The organism is Photorhabdus kleinii, from assembly GCF_025384885.1.
Lineage (GTDB): Bacteria > Pseudomonadota > Gammaproteobacteria > Enterobacterales > Enterobacteriaceae > Photorhabdus > Photorhabdus kayaii.
This window is the reverse complement of the sequence record NZ_JAJAFY010000036.1, coordinates 41,660-47,659: the sequence shown is the minus strand read 5'-3', so window position 1 is coordinate 47,659 and position 6,000 is coordinate 41,660. Positions and strand designations below refer to the sequence as shown.

Sequence of the window (6,000 nt, the reverse complement as noted above, 5' to 3'; positions counted from 1 at the left end):
TTGGCGAAAAGTGCATACCCAAAATCCGGTGGTGTTTTGGATGGGAATGTGGATGCCACCGGGTCTATTTCCGGTAGAGGTGTGTATGAATACCCAAGTATTCGTGTCTATAGTGCTGCAAACAAACCGTCACCGGGTGAGCTAGGTGCATATACCACAGGTGAATGCGATAATCGCTACGCCTTGAAGAACAATGTTGGGGTGATTAATTTACGACTTGGAAGTTGGGTGACAGAAGGAGGATGGACAAACGAGACAAAAGACTGGTCTGCTCCTTCTGGGCATGTCCTTGTTGGCTTGGGTACAGTAATGTGGAGTTCAGGAAGACAGCACCTTGCCAGTGTACATTATCGCCCTGTACAAGCATACATAAATGGTATTTGGGTAACAATCTCCTCAATCTAGGGTGACATTATGAAAACTGGTATTTTTACTCCTTATATTCCAGAAGATGGCATATCTTGTGTTCAATACTTAAGAGATGATAAAGGCAATGACTGGTATCAGATTCAAGAAAAATTTTTAGAAGAAACTGTCAAATTCACATTCAATAAAGATGGTGTTATCACTTCAATATCAAAGGATATATCTAGTTTATTCCCTATCTATTTATCCGTTGCTGAACTTGCATCAGAATATGTACCAACGGGGATAATTATCACAGATGGGTGGTTTTTTGACGGTAATAAAATCATTAAGCGCATTTATACACTGGAGGAACAACGACAGCAGGCAAAGAACCAAAAGTCAGAAAAAATGATTGCTGCAAATGAGGTAATTCAGCCTTTGCAGGATGCTATTGATTTAGGAATAGCAACTAACGAGGAAAAAGCCCTATTACTAGAATGGAAAAGGTATCGAGTATCACTTAATCGCATTGATACTTCATTAGCATCAAAAATTATCTGGCCTGAACAACCAAAGTAAAATAACAACGGCCTGCTCCCCAGGCCGTAAATTTTTAAATTTAAGCGTTACAAACAGAACTATAAGTACTTATCGTTTCTGAAACCATTTTTCTCACATCAAACTCATTAACTGCTTTTTCCCTAGCTTTTTTAGATAATTCTTTTAACTCTTGAGATGATAAATTAGCAATCAAATTTAAAACATTATATATTGATGTTTCATCCCCTGCTTTTGTGATCCAACCATTAACACCATGATCAATATTTTCTGGTAATCCTCCGAAATCAGTGACAATAACAGGCAAACTGCAAGCCATCATTTCTCTGCAAGCAAAACTGATAGTTTCACAATCAGTAGATAAAACAAACCCTATAGAAGCATTCTTCATATAATTAATAATTTCTTTATCATCATTAATATAACCCGTAAATTCAACATCGATGTGAGAGAAAGGAGCATCCACTAATTTATCTATATCTTCTTGGTGAGGAGTACGTCCAATAATTCTTATACGAAATTTATCAGATAGCTCTTTATTTTTTACCAAACATCTTATCAAAAAATACCACCCTTTGTGTTCAGCGGTTCCAGCAGAGGAAATAAGTGTTATTTTCCCTTTTTCTATAACTGAATGTTCAGTTTTCCATTTATCGGTATCAATACCATTTTTTATAGTAACAGCCTGTTTATCAGAGATAAAAGAAGAGCATTGATTTCTAGTGGAGTCACTCACGAAAATAATTCTTTCATTAAATTTTTTCAGCCTGATTTTGGATAACCAAGATACAGGGTAATGATTATGTTTTGTATAGATTATTTTACATCTCATTCCGAAAAATATCCTTGCGAGGATAGCGGTTTTATTGTCAGAAGTTCCATTAGTATGGATTATGTCTATTTTTTGTCTTCTGATAATTTGTGACAAAACCTTACAGGTTGTTACGAGTTGTTTGAGTTTATTAAGCTTGCAGAAAAAATAAAGAGGAACAACATTATTAAACCCGGAACTGGTAAGTTCTTTGTACAATCTGCTTTCAGGTGGACAAGCAATCAACAATTTCCCTTTATTATAATCAAAATATTTAACTATATTCATGATATATGTTGTATGACCACCGCCATTACCTGTATGGAAATTTGTTATCATAATATTCATCGCTCACCTACTCTTATCTTTGTCATGAGTTAATTTCATCTAGAAATCAAGGCCAACACAGACCTTATTTACATTCTTCATAATATAAAAACTCATCTTGGAATTTTATCTTCTGGTAATGAACTATACTTCATGATTTTATTACTAAAGTTCAGAACATCATCTTGGTTTTCACATAGTTCATTAGACAACATTTTACAATTTTCAGGTATTGTAGACTCTTTAATACCTGTCCACTCTGAAAATAGCGTTAAGAAATTCATTGAATTACGTTGAGCGTTAATAATCTTACGTGACGTATCATCATAAGATGTAATAAACATAGGAACCTGATAATTTTGCTTATATTTATCATTATGAGCAAGCCTCATCTTCTTAGTATCTTTCTCAAAGAAAGAAACCCCATGATCAGCAAAATACATCAAAGACCAGCTCTTCTCATTTTTCTGTACTTCATCAGTAATTATTGATAGCAAGTCATCAGTGTTTTCAATACTCTGTATATAGCAAGAAACCTGCTCTGATTTAAAAAATACTTTGTATTCATAATTTGTTCTGATACAAGCGGGAGAATGAGACCCCATTAAATGGATAACAATTAGCTTCTTTTCTTTTTTATCCTCTAAGGCTTTTTTCACAATCGGTATTATATTTGCATCTGGCATATTTCTGTTAAGGCCAGAACTGGATTCACCTTTTTTAATAAATAATGGAGAATCAGCCCTTGCACCCATACTGGCAACTGGAGTATCAAATACTCCCATAGAACCTTGATTTGATATCCAGTAAGTATAAAAGCCAGCTTTTTTTGCTAATGTAACAATATTATTGCTTAGAAAATCTTTACCATCTTTGACCATTGCTAATGAATTTTCCAGTGATATTTGGGTTGATGGACCTGCTGAGATATAATTTGTAAAAAGAGTCCCATTAGTAGTGTTCATAAAAAGTGTATTATGTATCGGGAATCCATACGCATTCATAAAATCTCTACGTACACTTTCTCCAATCACAACAATGTAGGTGTTATATTTTGATTTTGCCGATACTGTTCCCCACGTATCTTTTTCACTTAGTATTTGTTGCATTTTTTTATATTCACTTTTTACCCTTATAAAGTTGATAGTGACATCTTTGACTGCTCTAATTTCAGGAAGTCCAGAGTCAAGAATATTTAACTCCTTACCCTGTATAAAAGCTTTTAAAGGGTGATGTATTGTAGTAATTAATGCAAAAGAAAATAGAAGAACATTAACATTTCTATGTAAATTAATGCTTACTTTCAGAGATAACAAACAAAAGATCAAAATAAACGCACTAAAAAGATAGTGTTCAGTTGGAATAGAAGAGATGAATTCACTAGCCTCTTGTTCGTTTGTATAGAATAGCGAAAGAATTGAGTTGAAGTTTGGTGAGCCGTATGTAAGCCCGATAGGAGCATAAACGAGAGCTGCTATACCAAGAACGATAAGCAGAAGTTTGTAAACCACAGTGGCCTTGTTTAGTAATAGAAAAACAGAGAATATAGCGAACACATACGCTATTTTTAAGCGATAGCCTAAAGCTATATGAGTTAAAAGGCAAAAAATGAAGAGTGCAACAACTGGTAATAGCTTGATTAAGTGGTTTTTTGTAAGTTTCATATTTATCTATCAATAGTACATCGTGTAGTAGTGAAACGCAGTGTAACTTTCAAAAAGTAGAAAAAACGGAGATTCAATTTCTTCATCCAGCCGAATTTTCTATTGATACTATACTATGTATTTTTCGCTATGTGAATAAGGTTAATTTCAGCTAAAAACTAAACCGGAATACTTTAACTATAATATGGAATGACTTGCACAGCACAAGAATATCACTGAAACCTACCAATTGTAGGAAAATGCACATAATATACCATAGCTGGATTCGACTAAAGTAAGTGCACTTTTCAGGAAGGACTGTCAGTTGTTATACTTCAGCATCTTAACTCGCCAAAAGAAAATGCATTATGGCCTATAAACTCTTAAACGCTCAAATTCATTTCGTGCATCCTTACGTTCCCATAGAGTGATTCGTCAATGAAAACACAAATGGATTGATTCGCCAATACTTTCCAAAGAGAACAGACTTTTCAATCGGTGACAAGATAGGAAATGACATTCGTCATGGACAAGTTGAATAATAGCCTACACAAAAAATTGGAGTATAAAACACCTCATGAATTATTTTCAAATAAAGAAAATTCTTTTTAGTATGGTAAAATCATTTGTACTTATTACGTAAATACACAATATCTTACTCTTATCACAGGGCTGCTTATGTAGCCCAATAGCAATTAAAGTCAGAAATCTCACATGTCATTTGAATTGATAAAATTTCGGTGACGCATTTTTTATCAAAATGTGTGGTTTATTTTAGATATTTATTCTTGCTTAGCTACATCATCAAAACCAACTCACAATTTCATTTGATTACCGTTTTTAGAACTGGAGACTCAAGTGCATTGATGAGATTGTGATATTCTTGAACATGATAGATTAGATGTCAGGGTTCAGATACCTAAAGATTCAGAGTGGAATGTTAAGCGGAGAGAGTTGCAGGAAAAGATAGAAGAGATAAGGGAAAAATAACTTCAATATGTTAAATATATATTTATGAATGTATTTTCAATTCCAAAATGTTGAACTGATTATTACTGTTAATTATACAAAAATAGTTAAACTCATAAGGAATAATAACAACGCATTATTATTTTTCTGAGTTAGACTTTGGTTGGTGTGAGTTGCAGAGGGATCATTTTTATAATTATTGAAATATATTGATTATGAAATGGTATTATATAATTTAAGGAAGACATATGAATCACAAGAATGATTTTAAAGCTTTTTCTATTAATAATAATGCAAATGTAGTGAGTCAAGAAAAATATGAAGAAAATCAGAGTTTAAAAACTGGATTTCCACCAGATGATATTACTGTTCATTTGCTCAATAAGGTATTACGTCAATCGTCAACAATAGCATCTGTTGTGTCTAATTTTATTGCAACATATTCCGGCAATGATGTTTTGGACGATGGGGATATAGTTAAACTCGCGGCCCAATTAAATAGAGCGTTAGAACAAAAAATTGCAACCGAAGTACCAAATGCCTCATTAACACAGAAAGGTGTTGTTCAGCTTACGGAGGTGGTTGGTAATGGTAATACACTTGCTGCAACTCAGAAGCTAGTTTCAGATGTAAATAATAATGCTAACAGCAGATTATCCAAAAACCAAAATGGTGCAGATGTTCCTAATAAAAATGAGTTTGTGAAAAACTTGGGTTTAGTGGAAACGGTCAATTTGGCGAAAAGTGCATATCCAAAATCAGGCGGTGTTGTAAATGGGAATGTGGATGCAACGGGATATGTTTCCGGTAAGGGAGTATATGAAGCATCGGGTATTCGGGTATATAGTTCGATAAACAAGCCGTCACCCGGAGAACTAGGTGCATATACGACGGGTGACTGTGATAGGCGGTTTCAACTCAAAGGAAATTACGCCCTAGCAGGACAATCATACACAAAGTCCGAATCTGACTCTCGATATTTACAAAAAAATACTGGGGTACTCAGAACACAGGAGACAGTTATTTGGTCTGGTTGGGCTGGGGTCGATGCCACAATAAATACCAGTAGCGATATTTTAGGACGTTTAGTATACATGAGATTCGGAGAGTGGTCGCAGAAAGGCTGGTATTTTCCAGTACCAATTCCAGTGGCTATTGGTAGGATAGCGGTATTTACTCTGATGGGTGATAACTGGCTGACTATCCGTACTACTGGAACCCGAAGTTTTGTGATAGTAGCGACGCCTATTTACTGGGATCAAGTGATTATTAGTGAATAAAATGAGTAATATGAAAAAATCAAATACAGTAATCGGATTTCAGATTGAATATCCCATATCAGTT

General features: G+C 34.4%; 4 protein-coding genes and 2 pseudogenes. 4 read left to right on the top strand and 2 right to left on the bottom strand.

The genetic code is table 11. The features are described 5' to 3' along the window. Both LG003_RS16300 and LG003_RS16295 read left to right on the top strand, forming a co-directional pair. Positions 1-405: pseudogene (locus tag LG003_RS16300) on the top strand (hypothetical protein); the annotation flags it as partial. 9 nt (positions 406-414) lie between these two features. Continuing rightward, positions 415-927: a tail fiber assembly protein gene (locus LG003_RS16295; protein WP_262981172.1), complete on the top strand. Its 513-nt coding sequence runs from the start codon at positions 415-417 to the stop codon at positions 925-927. A 40-nt stretch (positions 928-967) separates the two neighbouring features. On the opposite strand, the gene LG003_RS16290 is transcribed toward LG003_RS16295, so the two are convergent. Next, a complete protein-coding gene (locus tag LG003_RS16290; protein ID WP_262981171.1) occupies positions 968-2,065 on the bottom strand; it encodes a glycosyltransferase family 4 protein in 1,098 nt (365 codons plus the stop codon). 92 nt (positions 2,066-2,157) lie between these two features. Further along, positions 2,158-3,708 carry a phosphoethanolamine transferase gene (locus tag LG003_RS16285; RefSeq protein WP_262981170.1) on the bottom strand — a complete coding sequence of 517 codons (1,551 nt, stop codon included), beginning with the start codon at positions 3,706-3,708 and terminating at the stop codon, positions 2,158-2,160. A 416-nt stretch (positions 3,709-4,124) separates the two neighbouring features. Here LG003_RS16285 and LG003_RS16280 point away from each other — a divergent pair. Beyond that, positions 4,125-4,299, top strand: a pseudogene (locus LG003_RS16280) (IS30 family transposase); the annotation flags it as partial. A gap of 605 nt (positions 4,300-4,904) precedes the next feature. Beyond that, on the top strand, positions 4,905-5,936 hold the full coding sequence (locus LG003_RS16275; RefSeq protein WP_262981169.1) for a phage tail protein: 1,032 nt from the start codon (positions 4,905-4,907) through the stop codon (positions 5,934-5,936). Positions 5,937-6,000: the final 64 nt, after the last annotated feature.

Bases quoted from the DNA above. Each gene is read 5' to 3' on its own strand.
- LG003_RS16295 (WP_262981172.1), top strand. From the start codon at position 415: ATGAAAACTGGTATTTTTACTCCTTATATTCCAGAAGATGGCATATCT.
- LG003_RS16275 (WP_262981169.1), top strand. From the start codon at position 4,905: ATGAATCACAAGAATGATTTTAAAGCTTTTTCTATTAATAATAATGCA.
- LG003_RS16285 (WP_262981170.1), bottom strand. From the start codon at position 3,708: ATGAAACTTACAAAAAACCACTTAATCAAGCTATTACCAGTTGTTGCA.
- LG003_RS16290 (WP_262981171.1), bottom strand. From the start codon at position 2,065: ATGAATATTATGATAACAAATTTCCATACAGGTAATGGCGGTGGTCAT.